The organism is Ruminococcus sp. HUN007, from assembly GCF_000712055.1.
In the GTDB taxonomy this organism is placed as follows: domain Bacteria; phylum Bacillota; class Clostridia; order Oscillospirales; family Ruminococcaceae; genus HUN007.
This window is the reverse complement of sequence record NZ_JOOA01000002.1, coordinates 2,565,644-2,589,673: the sequence shown is the minus strand read 5'-3', so window position 1 is coordinate 2,589,673 and position 24,030 is coordinate 2,565,644. Positions and strand designations below refer to the sequence as shown.

At 44.8% G+C, this 24,030-nt stretch carries 12 protein-coding genes; 6 read left to right on the top strand and 6 right to left on the bottom strand.

The genetic code is table 11. The annotated features are described in order from the left end of the window. Positions 1–171: 171 nt before the first annotated feature. Entirely contained in the window at positions 172–2,754 is a 2,583-nt protein-coding gene (locus tag CC97_RS15415; RefSeq protein WP_044976021.1) for a dynamin family protein, read from the bottom strand. 338 nt (positions 2,755–3,092) lie between these two features. Here CC97_RS15415 and CC97_RS19125 point away from each other — a divergent pair, with 338 nt between their 5' ends. Next, entirely contained in the window at positions 3,093–4,535 is a 1,443-nt protein-coding gene (locus CC97_RS19125) for an LCP family protein (RefSeq protein WP_049962963.1), read from the top strand. A 101-nt stretch (positions 4,536–4,636) separates the two neighbouring features. Here the strand turns inward: CC97_RS19125 and CC97_RS15405 are convergent, their stop codons facing one another. Further along, entirely contained in the window at positions 4,637–5,206 is a 570-nt protein-coding gene (locus CC97_RS15405; protein ID WP_044976019.1) for a DUF5684 domain-containing protein, read from the bottom strand. A gap of 214 nt (positions 5,207–5,420) precedes the next feature. Here CC97_RS15405 and clpB point away from each other — a divergent pair, with 214 nt between their 5' ends. Further along, positions 5,421–8,045: an ATP-dependent chaperone ClpB gene (clpB, locus tag CC97_RS15400; RefSeq protein WP_044976017.1), complete on the top strand. Its 2,625-nt coding sequence runs from the start codon at positions 5,421–5,423 to the stop codon at positions 8,043–8,045. Between the two features lie 281 nt (positions 8,046–8,326). On the opposite strand, the gene CC97_RS20635 is transcribed toward clpB, so the two are convergent. The 3 genes from CC97_RS20635 to CC97_RS15385 all read right to left on the bottom strand — a co-directional run bounded on the left by CC97_RS20635 (position 8,327) and on the right by CC97_RS15385 (position 17,919). Beyond that, positions 8,327–10,420 carry a hypothetical protein gene (locus CC97_RS20635; protein ID WP_197021873.1) on the bottom strand — a complete coding sequence of 698 codons (2,094 nt, stop codon included), beginning with the start codon at positions 10,418–10,420 and terminating at the stop codon, positions 8,327–8,329. Between the two features lie 623 nt (positions 10,421–11,043). Continuing rightward, positions 11,044–15,486, bottom strand: coding sequence for an MBG domain-containing protein (locus CC97_RS15390; protein ID WP_081850149.1), 4,443 nt, complete (start codon positions 15,484–15,486; stop codon positions 11,044–11,046). A 726-nt stretch (positions 15,487–16,212) separates the two neighbouring features. After that, positions 16,213–17,919 carry an AAA family ATPase gene (locus CC97_RS15385; protein ID WP_044976013.1) on the bottom strand — a complete coding sequence of 569 codons (1,707 nt, stop codon included), beginning with the start codon at positions 17,917–17,919 and terminating at the stop codon, positions 16,213–16,215. Between the two features lie 190 nt (positions 17,920–18,109). Between CC97_RS15385 and CC97_RS15380 the strand changes: the two genes are divergently transcribed. Genes CC97_RS15380 through CC97_RS15365 form a run of 4 tightly spaced genes read left to right on the top strand, consistent with a single transcriptional unit; the run spans position 18,110 to position 21,781 of the window. Beyond that, positions 18,110–18,862 carry an FHA domain-containing protein gene (locus tag CC97_RS15380; protein ID WP_044976011.1) on the top strand — a complete coding sequence of 251 codons (753 nt, stop codon included), beginning with the start codon at positions 18,110–18,112 and terminating at the stop codon, positions 18,860–18,862. 48 nt (positions 18,863–18,910) lie between these two features. Next, positions 18,911–19,732 carry a protein phosphatase 2C domain-containing protein gene (locus CC97_RS15375; RefSeq protein WP_044976009.1) on the top strand — a complete coding sequence of 274 codons (822 nt, stop codon included), beginning with the start codon at positions 18,911–18,913 and terminating at the stop codon, positions 19,730–19,732. Further along, positions 19,707–21,419, top strand: a complete 1,713-nt coding sequence (locus tag CC97_RS15370; protein WP_044976007.1) for a serine/threonine-protein kinase — start codon at positions 19,707–19,709, stop codon at positions 21,417–21,419. The genes CC97_RS15375 and CC97_RS15370 overlap by 26 nt, the downstream gene beginning before the upstream one ends. Beyond that, positions 21,416–21,781 carry a hypothetical protein gene (locus CC97_RS15365; RefSeq protein WP_044976005.1) on the top strand — a complete coding sequence of 122 codons (366 nt, stop codon included), beginning with the start codon at positions 21,416–21,418 and terminating at the stop codon, positions 21,779–21,781. Before CC97_RS15370 ends, CC97_RS15365 begins: the two co-directional genes overlap by 4 nt. Positions 21,782–21,968: 187 nt before the next feature. Here CC97_RS15365 and thrS read toward each other — a convergent pair whose 3' ends face one another. Then, positions 21,969–23,915, bottom strand: a complete 1,947-nt coding sequence (gene thrS, locus CC97_RS15355) for a threonine--tRNA ligase (RefSeq protein ID WP_044976001.1) — start codon at positions 23,913–23,915, stop codon at positions 21,969–21,971. Positions 23,916–24,030 lie beyond the last annotated feature (115 nt).

Below are 24,030 nucleotides of genomic sequence, written 5' to 3'. Positions count from 1 at the left end.
CCGAAACGGCATTTCTTATTTTTATCAGTTTTGATTTTCGGGGCTTCGCCCCGAAAATCTCTGCTCCGTGAATCCGGTTTACCGAATTCATAGTTTAATCGACACGGGGTACCGGGGCGAAGCCACGCTCCCCCTCTCCGGAAATCCGGCGAAGCCGGATTTCCGGTTTGATCAGTGTTCCCCTAATTCTTTAAGCAATTCATCAATGTTTTCAAGTACAACTTTCTTTTCACTGTTGATCTTCTGCAGCGATTCATTTTCCTCGAGCTTTTTATATTCGCTCTTCGGATAAACCTTTCCGTAGAAGTCAACAAACAGCGTATCCTTGTCCTGCACATGCTGTTTTATCTTGTCAGTGATTTCAGAAACATTTGCGGCAAACGGTATCTCCAGTCCCAGTGCACTTACCACCGGTCCGGAAATTATGCTTACGAGAATGCTGATATCTTCCTTAAAGCGGTCGATGACCCATTCATGAGTGTTCTCCCTTGACTTGCATGCTTCATTGTATCTTGAAATGAGAAGATTCATTTTACTGCTCTCGCCTGTCATCTGGAATTCAAGGTGTTCACTTGTCAAGCTCAGATAATACATAAGCTCGTCGCATTCCTTCTCGCTGCTGTATCTTTTGAACCTCAGGTCAGGCAGTATCCTGTTAAGGCTCTGGATAAAGCTGTAGACACTTAAGCCTGATTCGCAGCACCAGTCAACTGTCTGTTCTGCAAGCGAATCAAGTTCTGACAGATTATTATGCAGCTTAAGAACGATGGATTTTTTCAGATCGGCTATATATTTCTGTCTGCTCTCCGGTGATACCGTACTGAACGAATTCGCTCCGTCAGTGCCTTCATGGAAGAGAATGCTTCTTACCAAAGGCATATCAGCGATATCCATTTTTGAATTACTGATACGAGATTCTTCCTCACTGTGATCATAAACCGCAAGAGCAGCTATGTTATCGATGTTCTTAAGGAAGAAATCAAGTCTGTCCGGCATAAGGAACGGCTTGTTTATAAGAAGCTCGAACACTTCATCGCAGAAACGAAGTGTAAGTGTCTTCTGGATAGTCTTCAGATTGAAATCACGGTAATAGCCGTCAACGTACTCCCTGGTCATAGTCTTGATCTCTTCAAAGTATAAATGATCCGGAGTTACATTAAAGCATTCAAGAAGTATTCCTGTGAGTTCATCCGCTGTTTCTCTTTTCAGATCTTCAGTGACACACTGTGTAACATCTGAAAAGATCTCACGGACTTCCGCACGCTTGAAATCGCGGAGACTTGCTTCAAACTGCGCTGTACTCTGTGTGCAGCGTTCTTTTATATATGCAATCTCCTCTTCATCCGGAAGAAGTTCCCCGGTGTTCAGTTTTCCTTTTAACGCTGCAAGAAGTCCGGAAGTAAGCGGTTTTTCATCAAGTATCTTTCTGATTTCGCTTTCAAAGAATACAAGTTTTTCCTTTATTTTATTCTGTACATCAACAAACGCATTTATCATATCTGCATTTGATCCGTCACCGGATGATACTGCACTGCACGAAAGCTTTATCGCATCTGCAGTTTCGAGGATCATTTTTTCAAGATTCTCCACTCTTTTTTCTATAACGTGGATGCGGACAACATCATTGTATTCCTTAAGCTTTTTCTTTATTTCTTCTATACCGTCAGAAATACCGTTTGCTTTCAGGTTAGCTACTGCCTGATCATCTTCCCTGCCGCCCGCAATGCATAAAGCTGCATAGGCTGAACCAGGTATAAGTCTGTTGCTGTCGTTTTTCCGGAGTATATGATATTTGTCCAGATCGTTTTTAAGCGTTCCCATGTTGTATTCGAGATCCTTGCTTTCATCAGCACGGTTGGCAAATACAAATACCTTTTCATTGAACGGGATATTGTCGGAATCGACAGCGGAGCTGAAAATGGTAAGCTGCGGGCCGGTAAGGCTCGGCTTGGACGCATTGGCGATAAGGATAATGGCATCTGCTTTGTCCATACGTTCCTTTGTCTGCTCCATGTGTATAGCTGTCGGGCTGTCAAAACCCGGTACATCATAAATGATACAGTTACGCATATCCTCTAGCTTATCAGAATAAACTGTGATCTTCTTTACTGCAAAAGAAGGCTTCGGAACATACTCACCTTCCGTTCTGTCCGGATTCTGTATCAGGTTCTTGAATTCCGTCTCCTTCATAGCAGTTTCGTTGAAATGCTGGTCTGATTTTCCGAGCAGCGGCATTATAGCAAACTCACTGCGGATCATGTCAGAAACGTCTTCGAGTATATTTCTTCTGTTTGCATCAAGATTATTTTCGTCAATCTTGCTCTGAAGTTCATCAAGAGTTACCCTTCCGTACTCATATGAATCAAACTCAGCACCGAGCGCCTTCAGATTTGATGCGAATCTTTCACCGAACTCCTCGGAAGTGTAGTATTCCACTTCCGCATAGGTCTGGTCTGCGTATTTTACACATGAAGATGTGTAGGTACATCTTTCTTCCTTGGCAGGAAGAATGTCAAGTCCGATAAGTGCATTGGCAAATGTACTTTTGCCCGCTTTTTCAAGACCTACAATCGCTATTTCAAAAGAGTTACTGCGAACTCTTTCCAGCAGTTCCGTATTAAGTCCGTGCAGTTCAAAAAGTTTTGCCTTTAACTCCGGAGGCATGAAAGACTGCGCCGCCGTGCTGATGCCTTCGATTATACCTGCATAATTTTCAAGTTTCTGAATAACCCGTGCTCTTTTTTCTTCACTCATTGCAATTACCCCTTATGAACAGTGTCCATATTTCCTTTCTTATCACAGCAGATGAAAAAATATTTTCATTCACTGTTTATTGTGCTATATACAATTATACTGTTTAAAAAATAAAAAGCAAGTTTTCTGGTATAATTAAGGAAACACTGATCAAATCGGAAATACGGCTTCGCCGTATTTCCGGGCGGGGAGATTGCGGGGCTTCGCCCCGTACCCCACGCTGATTTATTCATAAATCAGCGTTTCCTTACAATCACTGTAAAGTATAAAAGTATTGATTTTTGCAGACAGAATGGTTATAATCTATATATAGCATCAGAAAGCGAGGAAGTGAAAACGTGTCGTATAAAGATTCAAATGATAATCAGGATACGATGAAATTCAGGGTACCTGCGCAGGCCGGACAGACAAGGATCTACCGCACAGGTGATATAGAAAGCGAAAAGAAAAGACGCGCTGAACTGAGCGCGGCAAATAAAAAAGCTCACGACACCCTGACAATGCCGGTACCTGTAAAGAAAAGTACCGCACCGACAGCAAACACACATAAAAAACGAAGAGTAACAGCTAACAGTCAGGCACAGAGAAAACCTTCGGCTGTACAGAATACAGGAAGGCCTGTTCAGAAGCCAAAACCCGCTCCCCCTTCATCTGCTCCGTACAGAAGCAGCACACCGGCAGGGTCTGTGATCCCGCCTGAAGAAAAGGAATACTCAAACGTAAAGGTAAGCAAAACAGCTTCGAAGAGCAGAAACAGACGCAAAAAATCACGTGCCGGACTCTTTGTAAGGCTTTTCATAGTCGCTCTTATATCACTGTTCCTGATCTATTCATCCGTCGCACTTTACTATATTTCAAAAGTAACCCCTCTTGAAGTAAGCGGCGATTACGTAAACGATCCGGAAACAATGCTCTATTCATCCGAGATAAAAAACATTCTGATAATCGGTGAAGACACCAGAGATACATCCACAAGAGGCCTTTCCGACTCTATGATCCTTCTTTCCATAAACAATAAAAAGAAGCGTTTCCAGATGACCTCATTCATGCGTGACATTTACACCGAAATAGACGGATGCGGTGAGGACAAGCTCAATGCAGCATACGCCTACGGCGGTGCGGAGCTTCTGAAAGATACCATCGAAGATAATTTCAAGATAAGGATTGACGGATGCGTCACAGTAAACTTTCAGGCGGTCGCACACCTTGTGGACGCAGTCGGCGGAGTTCAGATAACCGTTTCAGCCGAAGAAGCACATGCCGTAAACGAAATACTTTACAGCGAAGTAAACGAACTCATGGGCGACGACCCGAACGACGGTTTTCTTCCTGAAGCTGAGGGCACATTTCTTATGAACGGCAAGCAGGCACTGTCATACAGCCGAATAAGATATATAGGCGATGCAGACTTTGAACGAACGCAGAGACAGCGTACCGTTATCACTCAGATGATGAAACGTATAAAGAAGATCCGCCCGTCACAGTTCAGCAAAAGCATGAGCGAGGCAGTTAAATATATCGGTTCTGACATGAGTGTTACTGACATGTACTTAATGAGTCTCTACCTGCCTTTCATTGCAGGGCGCTACGAAATCGAACAGCTTCGTGTTCCGGCCGAAGGAACATGGTCATTTGACGAGACCTGGGACGGAATGTCGATCCTCACAGTTGATTTCTACGCAAATACGGAGTATTTAAGAAACAACATCTATCTGACAGGAAAAGACACCGTTCCTGCTGAAGATAGCGAAGAGGACGAAAATACCGAAGAGGACGAATGATCCGCAGATAATTAAAAAACTCCTTCACTTTCAGAATCACAGAAAGTGAAGGAGTAATTTTTTATTAAGTTTTTAAAATCTGAAACATTCCGGCTGCGGGCTTAGTAATTATAGTAATTATTATTGTTATCGTAATTGTTTACGCCGTACTGATCAGAAGAAGGTATACCGTTTGGTCCTACGTACTTAAGCTCATTGTCAAATCCCATTGCAATAATGAGAATACCTGAAAGGAAGATCATTGCAACGCACCAGCCTTCAGACTTGCCGTAGGATTTTGCAAACTTGAACATCAGAATTCCGGTCAGAACTGCTGCCCCGATACTCAGCAAAAATATAAACAGTGCGGAAATCATCATTGAAGCTGCACCAGACGCTGACATGTGTGAAGAATTCAGCGCCATCATCATTTGTCTGGAATAGAATCCCATATAAAACATCATGAATACCGAATAAACAGCGATCCATATAGCTCCGAGAGTTTTTTTACCTGTCGCTATTTTCGACATTACAAGTGCTGAATAGAACGGTATTATCGCTTTCCATCCTGCTTCACCGGCTTTTTCGAAAAGCTTGTAATAAGCTACTAAAATTACAACCGACAGCGCAAGGCTGAATACCAGCAATCCGATATAAATCATTGCGACTGCTCCGCCAAATACTACTCCCATAATTATCGTCTCCTTTTTCTCTTTTCTTTTGACTTTTTCTTTCTTATAAAAATCGCATAGATTTTTATAAGAATATTATACATAAAACCATTCAGCCTGTCAAGTGTTTTTAATTAGCACTCTCGCCCATTATCTGCTATTGACTTTTGATTTTATAGTGTTATAATAAAGTATAAAATAAATAACTAAATAAGGAAAAAAGGAGAACGAACTTATGAATGCACAGAAATTCACTCAGAAATCACTCGAAGCTGTCAACGAAGCCCAGAGTATTGCAATTTCAAACCAGCAGATGAACATTGAACAGGTTCATCTATTTCTGGCGCTTCTTAATCAGGAGGGTAGCCTTACAGCTCAGCTGCTTAGGAAAATGGATATTTCACCTGAAGCAGTCACTGCAACAACAGAGACAATAGTATCAGGTCTTCCGAAGGTAACAGGTTCAGGCAGAAAGCCGGACACAGTTTATCTTTCAAGAAGCGTTGACAACGCTCTTATCGCATCGGAAGCAATTGCAAAGCAGATGGGCGACGAGTATGTTTCAGTGGAACACATCGTACTCGCACTCCTCAAGGATCCTGATTCAGAGATGAAGAAGATCATCTCACAGCATAACATAAACGAGCAGGAATTCATGACTGCCCTCGCTTCTGTACGCGGCAACACAAGAGTTACAAGCCAGAACCCTGAGGAAACATATGACGTACTCAAGAAATATGGTCAGGATCTTACAGACCTTGCAAGAAACAGCAAGCTCGATCCGGTCATCGGCCGTGACAGCGAGATCAGAAACATAATCAGAATTCTTTCAAGAAAAACAAAGAACAACCCGGTCGTTATCGGTGAACCTGGTGTAGGTAAAACAGCTATTGCCGAAGGACTTGCACTCCGAATCGTCCGCGGTGACGTTCCGTCATCACTCAAGGACAAGCACATCTTCTCACTCGACCTCGGCGCACTCGTTGCAGGCGCAAAGTTCAAGGGCGAATTCGAGGAACGATTCAAGGCTGTCCTCAAGGAAATAAAGGCATCGGAAGGACAGATCATCCTCTTCATCGATGAGATCCACATGATAGTCGGTGCCGGCAAGGGCGAAGGCGCAATGGACGCAGGCAACCTCTTAAAGCCTATGCTTGCCCGCGGCGAGATCGACTGTATCGGTGCAACCACACTTGACGAATACAGAAAATACATCGAAAAGGACAAGGCACTCGAAAGAAGATTCCAGCCGGTTTATGTAAGCGAACCAACGGTTGAAGATACTATCTCCATCCTCCGTGGTCTTAAGGAAAGATACGAAGTATTCCACGGCGTTAAGATCCAGGATCAGGCGCTTATCTCAGCTGCTGTACTCTCAAACAGATACATCACTGACCGTTTCCTTCCGGACAAGGCTATCGACCTTGTAGACGAAGCCTGCGCTATGATCAAGACCGAGATCGATTCAATGCCGACTGAACTCGATGAGATCTCACGTCACATCATGACCCTCGAAATCGAGGAAACTGCGCTTAAGAAGGAAGAAGACAAGCTTTCTGCTGAACACTTAAGCGAGATCCAGAAAGAACTCGCTGAACTCCGTGAGAAATTCAACTCAATGAAGGCTCAGTGGGAAAACGAAAAGAATGCGATCACAGACGTAAAGAAGCTTCGTGAGGAACTCGAAGCTGTAAACGCTGAAATAGAAAAGGCTGAACGTGAGTACGACCTGAACAAGGCTGCCGAGCTCAAATATTCAAAGCTTCCTGAACTCAAGAAGCAGATCGAAGAAAAGGAAGCTCTCGCCGAAGAATCAAAGGGCGACAACTCGCTCCTCAGAAACAAGGTAACTGAAGAAGAGATCACAAAGATAATCGGCCGCTGGACAGGCATTCCTGTTTCAAAGCTGGTTGAAAGTGAACGTGAAAAGCTCCTCCACATGGAAGAAACACTTCACAAGAGAGTCATCGGTCAGGACGAGGCTGTACAGAAGGTATCAGAAGCCATCCTCCGTTCAAGAGCAGGCATCCAGAATCCGAACCAGCCGCTCGGCTCATTCCTCTTCCTCGGACCTACAGGTGTTGGTAAGACAGAACTTGCAAAGGCTCTTGCACAGTGCCTCTTCGACGATGAAAAGAACATTGTCCGTATCGACATGAGTGAATACATGGAGAAACACGCCGTAAGCAGACTCATAGGAGCTCCTCCGGGATATGTCGGCTACGAGGAAGGCGGTCAGCTTACTGAAGCAGTAAGAAGAAGACCGTACTCGGTAGTTCTCTTCGACGAAGTTGAAAAGGCTCATCCTGATGTGTTCAACACACTTCTTCAGGTACTCGACGACGGACGTATCACAGACTCACAGGGCCGTCTCGTTGACTTCAAAAACACGATCATCATTCTCACTTCCAACCTCGGTTCAAGCTACATACTCGACGGCATAGTTGACGGCGAGATCACCGCAGAAGCAAGAGAAAAGGTTGACAAGGTACTCAAGCAGAGCTTCCGTCCTGAATTTCTCAACCGTCTCGACGAGATTGTATTCTACAAGCCGCTCATGAAGGATCAGGTAATCAAGATCGTTGATCTTATGCTCGTTTCCCTCCAGAAGCGTCTTGAAAACAAGCAGCTCACCATCACAGTTACTGATGCTGCCAAGGAATTCATCGTCGAAGACGGATTCGATCCGAACTTCGGTGCAAGACCGCTCAAGAGATACATCCAGAGAACAGTCGAAACACTCGTTGCAAAGAAGATCATCGCAGTTGACTTAGCCCCTGGTTCAGAACTTATCGTTGACTACGACAAGGAAAAGGGAGAATTCACCTGCACTGAAAAGCAGCCGACTGAAGAAGCATAATAACCAAATATATAAGAGAATATAAAAGTTCTCTTTAAACCATATCAGCATATCCTGCCGCGTATTTTACGCGAATGGATATGCTGATTTTTTTATGTACTTCTATATGAATAAACACTGCTCCAAACCACACCAAACTCTGTTGGGCTTTCTTCTGAAAAGGTGAAAAAGGCACCTTCAGCTGACGCTGAAAGTGCCTTTTTAATCGTAAATGAGCTGCCGCTCATTAATTTTGTTTTACATGCGGATGATCATTCATCGCAGTTTTAAGAATTCTGTTATCAGCGGAAAAGATTTCTGAGTCTTCTGCCAATTGCACCAACAAGCCATTCCGTCCAGCTTTCTTCGACTCTTCTGGTTTCCTTTTCTCCGCATTCACAGGTTCTTTCTTCATAACCTCTGTGGAGCCATGATGCGTTCTGTGAAGTCTTCCATTCGCCGAATTTATGTTCGTGAACTGGTTCCGGTTCAACCACTGGTTCAGGTTCGACTACTGGTTCTGGTTCAACCACCGGTTCTGGTTCGACTACAGGCTCTGGTTCGATCACCGGTTCTGGTTCGACTACTGGTTCTGGTTCGATTACTGGTTCCGGTTCGACTACTGGTTCCGGTTCGACTACTGGTTCCGGTTCGACTACTGGTTCCGGTTCGACTACTGGTTCCGGTTCGACTACTGGTTCCGGTTCGACTACTGGTTCCGGTTCGACTACTGGTTCCGGAGCCTTTTCTGTGTACATGATATAGAACTTCGAATAATACTGTGATTCGAACCAGCCTCTTGATGCGTCAATGATATGAAGTTCAAGTGCTTCGTATTCGCCGTTGTGTTCACGAACTACAAAGTAGCTTCTGCCTTCTTCATAAAGACCTTCCGGAAGGTTGATATATACTCGAAGCGGTTTCTTAAGCTCTGTAACTCTTCCGGCATCTTCACCGTCGATGAACTTTTCAATTGTTACATCAAGTACGGCTGCAACCTTAGCATTCTTTACCTTTGCTATTTCTTCAGCCTTCTTCTCTTCAGCAACACTGTTGTCTTCATTCATTTCGGCAACAAGTTTTTCAATTGCAGTTTCTACTGCAGCGTTTATCTTGTCTGCATCTTCTGAAGCCTTTACTTCTTCTGCAATATCCTTTACTTCAAGCTTAAGACTGATGTCGCTGCCATTCTCAACGCTCTCCAGTTCTTCCTTTTCAAGCGGGAATGTTTCGAGAATATCGCTCTTGCTTACTTCGATAGTACCACCGCATGCATTTTCCTTCGGATCGGTTATGTTCTCGATCTTACCAGATGCATCCTCATCTTCCGGTGTTCCCGGTTCAGTCGGCTTAACTTCGTCATCGTACTTTGTGGCTTCTTTCTCAACCTTGCCGCATACATCGCAGACGTGCTGTTTTTCACCGTCGCCATCCGGACCTGCAACAATATTGATGGTCCACTTACCGAACTTATGTTCACCTGTTGCTGCAATCTCCTGCGTTTCAGTTTCATCACAGTCTTTGCATTTTCTTGTCTGAACTCCCTTTTCTGTACATGTTGGCTGCTTTGTTACTTCCCAGTCACCAAACTCATGACCTGCTGCAGGAACGTCTTCAACGTCCTTTGTCTGCACACTGAAGAGTTCGTTCTTAAATGTTGATGTGTATGTTGTTATGCCTTTATTATCACATGTTGCTGCTGTCTTTACTGCACTTGTGATCACTGCTTCTTCTGTTATTACATGAGCCTTGTCATGTTCACAGGTTACTGTTGCTGTGCATGTCTTTCCGTCATCTGACCATGTGTATACAGGTTCACCGTACCTATGTCCGATTGCCGGGATTTCTCTTGTTTCGAATGTTCCGTCATCATGTGTGCAGTATCTTGTTTCGATACCCTTTTCTTCACATGTTGCCGGCTTTGTAACTGTCCACTCACCAAGCTCATGACCTTCTGCAAGGATAACCTTTGTTTCTTCCTTACCGCAGAATTCACACTTTCTGCTTTCGGCACCATCTTCGTCGCAGGTCGCTTCCTTGGTAACTGTCCACTCACCAAACTTATGGCCTGTTGCAGGAATATTTTCAATTTCCTTTGTCTGAGCACTGAAGAGTTCGTTCTCAAATTTAGCTGAGTATGCTGTTACTCCAGCCTTATCGCATGTCGCCGGTGTCTTTATTTCACTTGTCACTTCAACTGTTTCTGTTACTGTAAACTTCTTGTCTGTCTCACAAATAACAGTTGCTGTGCATGTCTTTCCGTCTGCTGACCATGTATATTCCGGTGTTCCGTACTTATGACCTGTTGCTGCAACCGGTCTGGTTTCTTCCTTGCCGCATACAGTACACTTTCTGCTTTCTGTTCCTGCTTCTTCACATGTTGCTTCCTTTGTCACTTTCCATTCTGTAAATGTATGTTCAGCGACATCAGTTTTCTGTGCATCGCATTCGCCTTCGGCAGAAGTGCATTCGTGCCAGTGCTTGCTTTCGTCATAGTTCCACTTATCTGAATAGCTATGACCGTGTCCGACAGTAAATTCGGCAGTTGCAGAACCAGCCTTGTAATTTGCAGTTTCACCAACTGAAGCCTTTACTACATATGTTCCAACAGCAGTCGGAACTGTTTCACTGTATGTACTGTCTTCAGCTCCTTTAGCCTTGTATTCAAATTTTACAGTACCGTTTCCGGCATTACCTGTTACTACCGGATTGTTTGCAGTTTCACCGTTCTTCCAGCCTGCAAGTGTTACTGAAGGTGTGATTGCAGCCTTTGCTATACTGAAATCTGCCTTTGCTGTACCGCCAAGATAATTAGCAGATTCACCGATAACTGCCGCAACTGTGTATTCACCTGCATCTGTCGGTTCAGCTCCGAGTGCCTTGTCGCTTCCCTTCTTGTAATAGGTTACTTTAGCACTGAAATCCGTACCTTCAGGTAAACCTTCGATCTTCGGAACGCCCTGTTTTTCTCCGTATGTCCAGTTTGCTATTGAAACTGTCGGAGCAACAGCAGCCTTTGTTATTTCAACTGTCTGATAACTGTATTGTAATTTGGTGCAGTAATGCAGTACCAGATCTTATAGGTTCCTGCGTCCTTGTACTTTGGTGATACAGTAATATCTGCTTCTGTAAAGTCAGCTTCTGCAGGTTCAGTATCAGATACAAGATAGTAAACCTTAGCAGATTCAACATCAGCAGATGCTGCGATGCCATGATCCTTACCGTCATAATCGCCTGTATAACCATTCGCTTTGACATTAAATTCTGTAGGTGTTACAGTAAACTTGTCAGATACAAATTCAATCGCATAGTTGTCACCGGCTGTAAGTGTACCCTGTCCGATCGTATATTCACCGGTATTATCACCCTTTTCACGGGTAAGTGAACCTGTGATCCTGTCTTCACCGACCAGTGTACCTTCAAGTGTATAAGTAAGCGCCGGATCAGCAGTTCCGTAAACCTTTCCTGCCTTGTCCGCTGTGATCTTAAGTGGTTTCTTTGCTACAGTAAATTCCTTTTCTGCACTGGCTGCATTATAGTTTGCCGTGCCGGCAATCTCGGCCTTTACTACATATGTTCCAGCTGCTGTCGGTACCTCTGCAGAATATGTCTTATCATCGGCACCCTTGAGCTTGTACTTATACGTTACTGTTCTATTTTCTGCATTTCCGCTTACTGATGGTGTCTTCGCTGTTTCTCCGTATGTCCAGCCTTCGAGTGATACTGAAGGTGTGATATCTGCTTTAGCTATCTTCACCTGTATCGGTTCGGCGCTTTCAAATGCATTATAATAATCATTTCCTGCCACTCTGTAATAAACTTTATAGGTTCCCACGTCAGTGGCTGTAGGGATGGATGAACTCCAGCCGGTTGTTGGTTCGGTAGTTGTATTCGTACCAAGGGCATACTGCATCGTGCCGCCAGTTGCCTCACCTGCAGTCACAAGTTCCTGAACCTGTCCGTTATAGGTCAGTGTCTTCGCTTCAGGTGCTTTGGTTACAACGGATGCTTCTTTTGCTACGTAAGTATACGTGTAGGTGGTTGCCTCCGTAATCGCTGTGTCAGTATTCGGCATCACATCCCAGCTTCCTGCCTTATAGGTGTCGTTCGGCTTCGTGCCGACCGTCGGAATTTGGTCTGCCGCCAGTTTGAGGGTGTCGCCCTCATAACCCGTCAGGATCACGGTCTTATCTGTCGTGGTTTCATCGTTCCAGGAACCGTTGACCACCTTGAAGGTCACGGTCTGGCTGATGCTGTCCTTCTGCGCATAGGTATAGGTGTAGGTCGTATCCGCCGTGATCTCCGTGTCCGCGCTCGGCGTCGTATCCCAGCTTCCGACCTTGTAGGTGTCGTTCGGCTTGCTGCCAACTGCCGGAATCTGGTCTGCGGTCAGTTTCAAGGTATCGCCATCATGTCCGGTAAGGGTCACAGTCTTGTCTGCTGTTGTAGCATCGCCTTCGCCCTCATTCCATTTTCCGTTCACTACCTTAAAGGTCACCGTGTACGAAATAAATCCCTTGATCGTCAGTTCCTGATTTGTGGACGCATTTGTCGTTTCGGTTGCCTTTACACGCACATAGTAGGTTCCGGGAACAAGACCTGTGATGTCGCTTCCCTTTCCGGCTGTCCAGCTATCGGCATCCGATTTCTTATACTCCATTGCAGCTGTAACGCCGGTGAGCTTTCCGTCGTTGTTGTCTGCGGTTGTGCAGTCTGTTGCGGCGGATGTTGTTGGTGCAGCCGGTGTCGTTTTAGCCGTAGGCGCTGTCAGTGTGATCGTAGCGTCAGCGGACGGTGTTCCGGAAACCGTGATCTGTGTGTAGCTGTTACGGGTCACGGTGATTCCTTTGACGGCGGTAACGCTGTAATCTGTCGGGAAGTAATAGCCATCGTTTGCAGTATAGACAACATCTGTCATTGCGTTGGTCATAGCGACTTTCTGTGATGTCTCACCGGAGTCCGCTGTCTTTGTCATGCTGCTGCCCGGCGTAACGGTCACATTATACTCTGTCCTGATCTTTGCCTGCCCTTCAAACACGAAAATACTTCTATCCTTCGAGTACAGCGTAAAGACTTCCTTTACTTGATCATCGCTCGTAAACTGCGCATTGGAAGTAACCGTTACCTCTTGAGGATTCCCGATATAATAAATGACGCCGATACGCACATTCGGGTCAAAGTCTGTAAAATTGATTCTTTTGTCTGTTCCATTCAAGACAATGTCACAGCCGCTGTTGCCCCGGAGGTCAGGCGCTCCGGCAATGTCGAACGTACCACCGCTGATATATACGCCGCCGCGGTTTCCGTCGGTACCCTTATTATACGCAATGCGGGAGTTACCGTAAATCGCAGTCGATCCGCTAGTCCAAATCGCACCACCGGATTTTGCGTAATTGCCTAGCAAGGTACCTCCGTACATGTTGAAGGTTCCGTATACGCGGAACGCGCCGCCTCCGGGATCCGTGTTATGGCCACCGGTAATAAGGCCGCCGTTAAGATTCACTACACCGTTTCCGTTGGTGACTTCCGAAGCCGATCCGGTGTCACTCACGGAAATCCCGCGCCAATTATCAAGCGTCACATAATGGCTGCTGTTTGATTCATTACAATCATACAGATTCATCGTGCAGCCAGTATTCACTTGAAACACGCTGTCGTCTCCGGTCATAAGGATGCCATATCCATTCAGGCAAAGGTTTAATGTGCTAGCGTTAGACACGATGGTATTCGTACTGACGGTCACATCCCCAGTAAGGTAATAATCGCCACTGGCGGGCAGGCTGGTGGTGCTGGTCCACGGCAGGAAGGTGATGGTCTGCTCGCCCACGGTGTGGGTCACTACCGACAGGGGGAGGTCAACGTGGGTCTGATCGAATTCACAAATATAACCATATGTATCATTATAGCTCTTTTCGCAAAGAACAAATGCATTCATATTCGTACCGCCAAGGAACTCGACTAACGTATCACCTTTTTGTGCGCCTTGAGCAGTAATTGTCCACATTTCAGTACCCGGATAAGACTGATACCCACCTGAACTACTCTGCATTCGAGCATCTGCATCCACCTTAGCCCCCAGTGCAACTACATCGCCAATGTGCATATCAGCAAATGCAGGACTTGCTCCGCCGCTATAGATCACATTCTCCGTAAGCGTGAGCGTGCCGTTATTATACTCCACAAGATAAGTCTTAGCCGAATTATCGCTCCAGCCGCCTAAATCAAGCGGTGATAATACGCCTCCGCTGATCGTAAGGTTTCCGCTATCTGCAAGACTTGCCGTAAAAACAGTATTTTCCGGAATGTTATAGTTGCCGGATAGTGCCTGGTTATTTAGCATGATCGAATTGACCTCACCCCCGACCTTAAACCTATCCCCGGCCTTGATGACCTGGGACTGGGTCGTGGTGACCTCGGGAGTGCCGGGGTTCATTTTGAAAACAAAGGGGTGTTCAGCTGTGCCGTCGCCACTTACAACCTTGAGCCCGCCGGGGGGTTGGCTAAGAGCATCGAATACGATCTTGATAGTTTTTGGATCATCATATGTGTTGTATGCAAATATGAACTTACACTCGCCCTCACTGCACGATATATCATCAAGAGTGTATAATCCGCCTTCACGCCATTCAAGTGATTCACTGCCGGCTTGTCCATCAGTCTGATCTGTATAAAAATACATATCACTCGTAAAGGCAGCCTTTTCGCCCTTGTATATCACTGTACCGACGGATAATGGCGTGACCCAGTAATATGTACGACTATTATTGATAATCAGTGGAGCATTAGCTTTAACTTCACAATTACCATCATCATACAAATTAGTCTTACCGTCTCCTGCAAAGGCAATATATGCATCATTATTATTAGTAGCGTTAAATGCATAATCACCTACATTTAATTGCTGGGCTTTTGCAGGGCGTGTAAAGGTTATAGTTTGTTGCGGAGCGGTATTACCATTATAAAAAAATGCATAAGCACCAATACTTGTCACCGTGCTTGGAATCGTTACAGCTGTAAGGCTGGTGCAATTGACAAATGCATTAGCACCTATCTTTGTCACACCCTCGGGTATGGTTATGTTACTAAGACTAGAGGCTCCCCTAAACGCATCGCCTCCGATACTTGTCACGCCGACTCCAATAACAACTGTCTGGATTTGACTCATTTTATCTTTCCATGGTGCATTAGTACCTGTATAATCCGCCATATCCCCGCTACCGCTTATGGTGAGCGTTTTGTTCGTTTCATCATACGCCCATGTAACATTTTCGCCGCAAGAGTCGGCTTTATTTATTTCAACATTACTGGGCAGATTCCCCGTTACACCGCTGTCGGGCTCAGCCTTCGCCAAAATAGCCGTGTCAAAAAGCCCTCCTCCGTCAACGTTTGCAGTCAGCATGCCTGCTACGCAGAGAATCGCCAGCACACCAGCAATCGTTCGCTTCAAAATGTTCCGCTTCATTCTAAAATTCCCCCTGTTTTATATAATTATAATTTTCTTTGATGATCCTTCACCATAAAAACTATATACAGAAAGATCATCCCCAATATATAATAAACAGCCGTCCTGGCTGACCATTAACGTGATAAAATCAAAAAAGCGTACCCCGCAGGACAGAGTCATCCTGCAGAATACGCCTGTATGTTTTTATATTCAGTTGTATAATTGACATAATTAGTCCTAACTGTGCTGTGCTGTGCTGTGCTGTGCTGTGCTGTTAACGCATTATACGTCTTGAACATAACTATGTCAACCCCTTTTTATGCAGATAATGAATTAAAATCTGCGAAATCCCTTTTCATAATTTTCATGGGTATCATCCGTTATGCTTTTACTGTAACCCCTTACCTAGCAGTACGTTGACATCCCATATTTCCTTAAACCTCAAAGTACACTTCCGCATACTTTAAATAAGTATCAGACGACTTTTTTCTTTTCCATTAGTCGTATAATATATTTTCAATTATAGTCACAAACTATTATAAAGTCAACATATTTCTTGTCGTTTCATATGATTGATCAAATATTAAGAGCGATGTTTAGTGCAACATCACAAATAAAGTCCAATCATTAACTGAAATAAACATCACTCAATACAGAGTACCATTCAACTTCAGGTATATGAAGCGTGCGCCGGCAGGCGCACTATCAATAGCTGCGGCACGTCATTGACGTGCCGCAACCTTTTTATTCACCTATAAGCACACGGCTGCCTTCGAATGCAAATCCGTACTTGCGAATTCTGTCTTTCTTAACGCCTTTATCGATCAGTATCTGCTCGTACTTCTTTTCCTCTATCTGCTTAAGTGCAGCTGCGACGGTATCTTCAAGTGTCTTTTCCTCGTCTTTATCAATGACTTTGAATTCAAATATCATTGCATCATCTTTTTCTTTATCAAGAGGTTCAAGAAGTACGTCGTATCTTCCGAATCCGCTTTCACGGTTAGAGGTCACTGCATATCTGTCACGAAGATCTACGAGCAGACCAAGAACAAAACCGTGATAGAAACGTTCCGGTTCTGTTTTTTCTGACGGTTTCTTTCCGGTATCGAACGAACTGAACATTGAAACTGAAAGATCATTCATAAACTGATTCATATATTTCAGATCATTCAGCAGCAGTGCTTTTATGAAATTACTGTATCTGTCGCCTTCAGCGAACCAGTTAGAGATCAGTCCTTCAAACATTTCCAGCGTTTCATGATTTACAATTTCCAGCTCATAATTTTTCCCGTTTATGCTGTTTATCTTAAGGTATCCGCTCATTGTAAGCAGACTCCAGACTGAATCGCGTGTCTTGTCAAGCTGGCTGTAAACAAGTTCTTCATTTATTTGCTTTGTTACCGTTCCGCCGCAAAGAAGATACTCAAAATCACTTTTCAGTTCCGCATCGCCTTCGCGCAGAAGATCGCTGACAAGCTTATTTGAACTTGTATTTGCCCAATACGGAGCAAATTTTTTCTTGCCAAGGAAATTGGTCACTGACCACGGGTTGTAGATATCCTTAAGCTCACCGATCGTAAATCCGTCGTACCAGTATTTCACTTCATCCTTATTGGTAAGGCCATATTCGTCCATCGCAGCAAATACTTCTTCTTCAGTAAATCCGAAATATTCCTGATATTTTACTGCTGAAAGTGTACATATCTCTATATTATTGAAATCTGAAAACAGGGATTCCTTGCTTACTCTTGTAATACCTGTAAGCACACTGCGATACATATACGGATTACTTTTGAAAGTAGTATTGAAAAAAGTACGCATAAACGCAGCTGTTTCATCCCAGTATTTATTCACATAGGATTCGACCATCGGCGTGTCATATTCATCGAGAAGAATTATGACATTCTTTCCGTAATGAATTGAAAGAAGTTCCGAAAGAAACGCTATGCTCTGTATCAGAAGATCAGTATTTACCTTTTTCTCAGACTTTTTAAGCATTGTCTCAACCATTTCCATATACATAAGCCGGAATATTTCTTTTTTATCGGCTGATATCTTTTCGCTTTTACTTACAAAATCCTCATAACGCGAATACACAGACATCATAGTCGTATTCATTTGTCTAAGAAAATCTTCATAGGTAGTTCCTTTTATTTTAGCCATAGTGATAAAAATCACCGGCTGACTTCCCTGTAATCCTCGCATTTCCGGATCATTCCAGACATTCAATCCTTCAAAAAGATCAGCTCTTCCGGCATATTCCGGACTAAAAAAACATTCGAGCATACTCATGTTCAGTGTTTTTCCGAAACGACGCGGACGAGTGATCAGAGTAACGTCATCGTCTGAATTCCACCAGTCGCTTATAAACTCTGTTTTATCTACAAAAAAACTACCGCGCTCTCTCAGTTTACTGAAACTCTGCACTCCTGTTCCTATTTTTCGTGGCATGCTATCTGCTCCTTTCCCGTTGTTTTCTTTCATATATTAGTATACTGTATTTACGGCTTTTTGGCAATAGAGAAAACGGCACCTTCAGCCTTGACTAACCGGTAAAATTCGGATATAATGAAAAATGACTGTGCAGAGTGACACTGCTCTGCTTAAACTACGTTCACTATAATATGAGAGGAGGGTATGAATGAAACTTTTCGGACATTTCAGAAAATCGGAGCCTGAAGGGGATACTCAGAAAACCGAACTTACGGACAGCGAAGCGAGGCGAAGGCAGAAAGCATCTCTTATTCACGAAGATGATGAAAAGGCCTATCTTACTGACGAAAGCGGCACCGCTTTCATCATTGACCACTTCCCGTTCTATATCGGCAGGCGTTCCGTACAGGAAGGAAATGATCTTTCGCTTCCGGACATCGCTGAGATATCGGGTATACATGCTTCGATAACTTTTGAAAACGGACGATACTTTCTATGTGACCAGAACTCAACAAACGGGACATTCACAGCACGTGAAGACTGCGAACTGTTTTCTGAGGAAAGCCGCGTGGAAAAAGAAGAGATCCATGACGGAGTCAGGTTTTATCTGTACCGCACGAAGTTTACCTTTCATGTTGACATACGTTCCTCCCAGACCTGCCTGATAACAGATCAGAACGCTGATACGCTGATGCTGGACCAGTGTGACGATAAGCCTGATGCACCGCCTGCGGTGATAGAGACAAAAGACGGAACAGTGCCGGTTTACGGAAACGGATATACCGGTGAAAACTTCAGAATAGAACGGTCAAATGTAAGAAACAGGACCGTCTACTTTATAACTTTCACAGTTCCTGCAGATATCGAAGGCGAATCTGTACCGGCAGGTGAACGGACTGAACTGTTTTCAGGATGTCACTTCAGAGCAGGAGGAAAGGAACACACTTTCATTATCAGATAAATTTTTATTACAGCATTCACTGTAATACAGGAAAACGGAGAACAGCAAATGAACTATATTTCTGCATACTGTACGGACACAGGTGCTATAAAGCGTATAAACCAGGACAGTCTCTGCATCAAATCAGCGGCAATGAACGGAAACGAATATATTTTAGCCGCTGTATGCGACGGACTGGGAGGACTTTCAGACGGCGAGACTGCCAGTGCTTTTGTTATCTGCACGCTGTCGGAATGGTTTGAAAAAAGGCTTCCTGAAATGCTGAAGGAAGAAAAAAATATCCTGCAGATACGTCACGATCTGGATGATACTCTTCACGACGCATCGGACAGGCTCAACTCTTATGCGGAGCGCACAGGCAAAACACTCGGTACAACTATGACTGCTCTGATCTTTCTTGGAAACCAGGGTAAGATCATCGCTGCACATATAGGTGACTCGCGTGCATATATGATAAAGAACGGAAATGCAGAGCTTCTGACTACGGATCATTCAGTCATCTTCGACGAGATAAGATCCGGAAAGCTCACCGAAGAAGAAGCCGCAGCTGATACAAGACAGAACCAGCTTACCCGGTGTATAGGAGCCGGTCTTGAAGATGTTACATTTGACTACAGCATCCTTACGGCGGAATATGATACGGTGTACATGATCTGTTCAGACGGATTTGTCAAGAAAATAACCGCCGGTGAAATAGCTGCGGAGCTTGATCCTGAGGTGATCACTGACGATGATACCACAGAACGGAAGCTTGCGCATCTTACAAAGCTCTGCATTGAACGTGATGAAACTGACAACATATCCTCACTGGCAATAAAACTGATCGAAAGGGCGGAAAAACAGATTGCTGAGCAAAGGTACAATTCTTAACAACAGATACCGCATTGAAGAAGTAGTCGGACGCGGCGGTCTTTCCGTGGTTTACAAAGCCTTCGACCTCGAAGCGAACGGTGCCGTCCGTGCCGTAAAAGAGATCTCAAAAAGCTGTACGGAAATGGTCGCATCAGCCAAGCAGGAATCAAAGCTTATCAAGGAGCTCTACGAAGCTGACAAGTCAAACTTCTTTCCGAACATAATCCAGCACGCAGAGACAAGGGATTCTTTCTACATAGTCATGGACTACATCGACGGTGCTTCCATGAGCAGCGTCCTGAAATCCGGTGCTCTTCCCCACCCGCTGGTACTTGAATACGGAAAAGAGATCTGTTCTGTTATGCAGTTTCTTCATGACTACGGAAAAATATACAGTGACATGAAGCCGGACAACATAATGATCATAAACAAGGAAAGTACCATACGCAGCTCATTAAGTTCAAACCGGCGTTCGGGACTTCTCAAATTCATCGACTTCGGAGCTGTGGTACAGATGGAATCCGGCGTGCCGCTTCAGTACACCCCGGAATATGCCGCTCCTGAACAGTTCAGAGCTGAGCATCTCGACAAACGTACTGACATATTCAATATCGGCGCCACCATCTACCACATGGTTACCGGTAAAAAGCCTTTGCCGGTCTGCGACAGAAACAGGAATTTCAGAAGTTCAGGCAAGCGCTTTGTCTTTGATCCGAAGGACAGAAAAACGGACTATACACTCAGAAAGATCATTGCAAAATGCACGGAAGATGATCCGGAAAAGCGTTACCGCTCCTGTCATGAACTCTATCACGCCCTTGAAAAAGCTGAAAAGAACAGCAATATAAAACTTACTCTTTTCACAGCTGCCGCTGCAGTCATAACAGGTGCGGTATGCCTGTTTTCATACGGTGAGTACCGGAGCAAAGAGATAATGAACTATGACCAGCTTATCATGAGAGCAGAAAAATCCGCCTCCGGCAGCGAAAAGACCGAAGCCTACAGACAGGCCGCAAAGCTCAGGCCGGAAAAGACAAAGGCGTATTTCGGACTAATGGAGGCATACAAGGAAGACGTTTCATTCACCGAAGATGAATCATATGAACTCATACGTCTTATGACAACAAATCTTTCTGAGCTGAAAAACGATCCGGAATACGAACTGATGGCATTCGAGGCGGGAAAGCTTTACTGGTACTACTATGACTACGGCGCTGACGGCAACGATGACAATACCACAACAAGAATGAAAGCTTCATCGGAATGGTTCTCGGACGCACTCAACGAAGATATGCGCATAATATCGGAAAAGAAATACCAGATGGCTAAGGTATATCACGACATAGCTGATTTTCACGCTGAAATACAGAAACTTGTTATCGAAGGCGATGACTCTGAAGTATACAGCGACTACTGGCACAGTCTCACTGAAATGAAGCAGTTCGTCATGTCATCGCAGACTGAAACCGAAATCGTCCTTCTCGAAACATACAGACTCATTATAAACTCGATAAATACATACGCCTACAAGTTTTCATCATTTATTGAGGAGGATGAAATGCGTGATCTGTTCAGCGAAGTAAAAGCGGAAACGGACAGACTTGTGACCACAACGGAAAAAACCGGTCAGATCAGACAGAGTATAATCGACAGCTACAGCGCAGCTGACAAGGCGATCAACCGGGCATACGGAGGAAAACAATGACTTATACATTCTGGAAAATACTATTTATAAGCTCAGGTGCACTGACCGTTTTACTGATCGTTCTGACGATCATCTTCATCATCAGATTTCGTTTCTTTGAACTGGTGCATTTCCTGATACACAACAAAAATGAAAACTTCACTCCGGCAGTCCACAGCCAGAGCGTCTCTCCGAAACGCGCTGAACGACCGGCTGTCACTGAAAAACTCTCCGACCGCAGAACGGAAAACTACAGCGGTATCACCCCGGACGGCACCGTAATAGCCTGCCGCCCCGCAGACACCGCCGCTCCGGACCGCTTTGTCATAACCCGGAACACAATAATAATAAACGCCGACCCTTCGGTGCTCGATCAGATATAAATAGTCAAAAAGGCATCAATGCAGCCTGCTGCATTGATGCCTTTTTTATTAATTCGGATATTCAACGACCGGAAATCAGGAGCATACCACCTGTTCTGACGGAACCCATTCAATCCGGCGTGACTCATTCGTTCCGGCGGGAACGTATCCCCCCTCCCCTCGGGGAGGGGGGCAGGGGGGTGGGGGATCATTTTACCTTATCGGCAATTTCCTTAACGAGCTTAGCAACGATATCGTCAACAGGAACGCCCGGAAGTTCCCCTTCCTTACGTGAACGTACTGTAACTGTGTTATCAGCCACTTCCTTGTCACCGATAATGAATGTATAAGGAATTCTTTCAAGTCTTGAAGCCTTGATCTTAGGACCGATATTGTCGTCACGGCTGTCAACAGTTACTCTCATGCCGAGTGATGTAAGTCTGTCAGCAAGCTTCTGTGCATATTCAACGTGCTGCTCACCGATAGGAAGAAGTCTTACCTGTTCAGGAGCAAGCCAGAGAGGCATTACACCTGCGAAGTGTTCGATCATGTATGCAAGTGTTCTTTCGTAGCAGCCGAGTGATGTTCTGTGGATAATGTACGGAAGCTTCTTCTGTCCGTCCTTGTCGATGTAGTACATGCCGAACTTTTCTGCAAGGAGCATATCGATCTGAATAGTTACGAGTGTATCTTCCTTGCCGAATACGTTCTTGTACTGAATATCGAGCTTAGGACCGTAGAATGCAGCCTCGTCGATACCAACTGTATATTCAACACCGAGGTGGTCAAGTATCTGACCCATTACGCGCTGAGCTTCCTCCCACTGTTCCTTTGTACCCTCGTACTTGTTCTTCGGGTTTGCAGGATCCCACTGTGAGAAACGGAATGTACAGTCTTCGAGAAGACCAACTGTGTCGAGACAGTATTTAGCAAGTTCGAGACAGCCCTTGAATTCTTCTTCGAGCTGATCAGGTCTTAAAATGTAGTGACCTTCTGAAATTGTGAACTGACGTACACGGATAAGTCCGTGCATTTCACCGCTGTCCTCGTTTCTGAAGAGAGTTGATGTCTCTGTAAGACGCATAGGAAGATCGCGGTATGAACGCTGACGGTTGAGATATACCTGATACTGGAACGGACATGTCATTGGACGGAGTGCAAAGCATTCCTTTGTTTCGTCTGTCGGATCGCCGAGAACGAACATGCCGTCAAGATAGTGATCCCAGTGGCCTGAGATTCTGTAAAGGTCTCTCTTAGCCATAAGAGGTGTCTTTGTAAGGAGACAGCCTCTCTTCTGTTCCTCGTCTTCGATCCATCTCTGGAGAAGCTGGATAACTCTTGTACCCTTTGGAAGAAGGATAGGAAGTCCCTGGCCTACGTAGTCAACTGTTGTGAAGTATTCAAGTTCACGGCCGAGCTTGTTGTGGTCGCGGAGCTTTGCTTCCTCGAGTTTCTTAAGATGTTCTTCAAGTTCAGATGCCTTAGGGAATGCAACAGCGTAGATTCTTGTGAGCATCTTGTTCTTTTCGTTTCCTCTCCAGTATGCACCTGTGCATGAAAGAAGCTTGAATGCCTTTACAGGAGCTGTTGAAAGGAGGTGCGGACCTGCACAGAGATCCGTGAAATCGCCCTGCTTGTAGAATGAGATAGGTTCGCCCTTGTCTGCGTGTTCCTCACAGAGTTCAACCTTGTAAGGTTCACCCTGTTCCTTAAGATATGCGATCGCATCGGCAGGAGACATTTCAAACTGTTCGAGCGCTATGCCTTCCTTTACGATCTTCTTCATTTCAGCTTCGATCTTAGTGAGTTCATCAGTTGAAAACGGCTTCTCAACATCGAAGTCGTAGTAGAAACCAGTGTCGATAGCCGGTCCGATAGCAAGCTTTGCTTCAGGGAAAAGTCTCTTTACTGCCTGAGCAAGAATGTGTGAAGCAGTGTGCCAGAATGTCTTTTTACCGTCAAGTGAATCGAAAGTCATTACTTCAAATTCACAGTCGTTATCTATAATGGTACGGAGATCCTTTACTTCTCCGTTGATCTTTACGCAGCATGCAGCCTTGAAAAGTCCGGCACCGATGCCCTTGATGATGTCAGCAGCAGACTGTCCGTTTTCGACTTCCCTTACACTGCCGTCTTTTAATGTCAGTTTTAACATTGTAATCAGTTCCTTTCTTGAATTAAAAAATAAAGCCCCTTCAGAAAATACTTCTGAAGGGGCACTTAAAATGCGGTTCCACCCTTTTTCACAGACCTCAACTGATAACACGTTC

What these genes read in the sequence shown, in the direction of transcription:
- CC97_RS15385 (WP_044976013.1), bottom strand. Translation starts at nt 17,919, where the DNA reads ATGCCACGAAAAATAGGAACAGGAGTGCAGAGTTTCAGTAAACTGAGA.
- CC97_RS15405 (WP_044976019.1), bottom strand. Translation starts at nt 5,206, where the DNA reads ATGGGAGTAGTATTTGGCGGAGCAGTCGCAATGATTTATATCGGATTG.
- CC97_RS15390 (WP_081850149.1), bottom strand. Translation starts at nt 15,486, where the DNA reads ATGAAGCGGAACATTTTGAAGCGAACGATTGCTGGTGTGCTGGCGATT.
- CC97_RS15380 (WP_044976011.1), top strand. Translation starts at nt 18,110, where the DNA reads ATGAAACTTTTCGGACATTTCAGAAAATCGGAGCCTGAAGGGGATACT.
- thrS (WP_044976001.1), bottom strand. Translation starts at nt 23,915, where the DNA reads ATGTTAAAACTGACATTAAAAGACGGCAGTGTAAGGGAAGTCGAAAAC.
- CC97_RS15415 (WP_044976021.1), bottom strand. Translation starts at nt 2,754, where the DNA reads ATGAGTGAAGAAAAAAGAGCACGGGTTATTCAGAAACTTGAAAATTAT.
- clpB (WP_044976017.1), top strand. Translation starts at nt 5,421, where the DNA reads ATGAATGCACAGAAATTCACTCAGAAATCACTCGAAGCTGTCAACGAA.
- CC97_RS15365 (WP_044976005.1), top strand. Translation starts at nt 21,416, where the DNA reads ATGACTTATACATTCTGGAAAATACTATTTATAAGCTCAGGTGCACTG.
- CC97_RS15375 (WP_044976009.1), top strand. Translation starts at nt 18,911, where the DNA reads ATGAACTATATTTCTGCATACTGTACGGACACAGGTGCTATAAAGCGT.